The 772-nt window shown below is 62.7% G+C and carries 2 protein-coding genes; both read right to left on the bottom strand.

Going from position 1 to position 772, the window contains the following annotated elements:
- The coding region (locus tag D1614_RS27980; RefSeq protein WP_119440476.1) for a GTP-binding protein at window positions 1-365 on the bottom strand (365 nt) is incomplete at its 3' end.
- Between the two features lie 115 nt (window positions 366-480).
- Window positions 481-772 (bottom strand): 30S ribosomal protein S7 (rpsG, locus tag D1614_RS27975; protein WP_119440475.1); only part of this gene is annotated, 292 nt, incomplete at its 5' end.

Here is a 772-nt window from a genome sequence, read left to right as displayed (position 1 = left end):
TGGTTGATGGCTTCGACCGTCTGCGGCATGACGCCGTCATCGGCCGCCACCACCAGCACGACGATGTCGGTGACCTTGGCGCCGCGGGCGCGCATCGCGGTGAACGCGGCGTGGCCGGGGGTGTCGATGATGTTGATCTGGTGCTTGTCCCAGAAGCAAGTCACGGCGGCAGACGTGATCGTGATGCCGCGCTCCTGCTCCTGCTCCATCCAGTCCATGGTGGCAGCGCCATCATGCACTTCACCGATCTTGTGGTTCACACCGGTGTAGAACAGGATCCGCTCGGTCGTGGTGGTCTTGCCGGCGTCGATGTGAGCGGAAATACCGATGTTACGGTAGCGCTCAATGGGGGTCTTACGAGCCACGGTTAATCCTCAGATTCGTCAACGGGGCGCTGGCCTACGGCCAAGCGCCCCTAATACAAATGGGCGAGATGTGCGCACACAGCCCGCCCAGCAACCAACAACGTTGTCGCGTCGCTTAGAAGCGGAAGTGCGAGAACGCCTTGTTGGCTTCAGCCATGCGGTGCACTTCGTCGCGCTTCTTCATGGCGCCGCCGCGGCCTTCCGAGGCTTCGAGCAGCTCGCCAGCCAGACGCAGGGCCATCGACTTCTCGCTGCGCTTCTTCGCAGCTTCCCGCAGCCAACGCATCGCCAATGCCAGACGACGCGACGGCCGGACTTCGACCGGCACCTGATAGTTGGCGCCACCAACACGACGGCTCTTCACTTCGACCACCGGCTTGATGTTGCCGATAGCCAGCGTGAACACC

This window comes from Maribellus luteus (assembly GCF_003576475.1).
GTDB classification, from domain to species: Bacteria; Bacteroidota; Bacteroidia; order Bacteroidales; family Prolixibacteraceae; genus Draconibacterium; species Draconibacterium luteum.
This window is presented reverse-complemented; position numbering and strand designations above follow the sequence as displayed.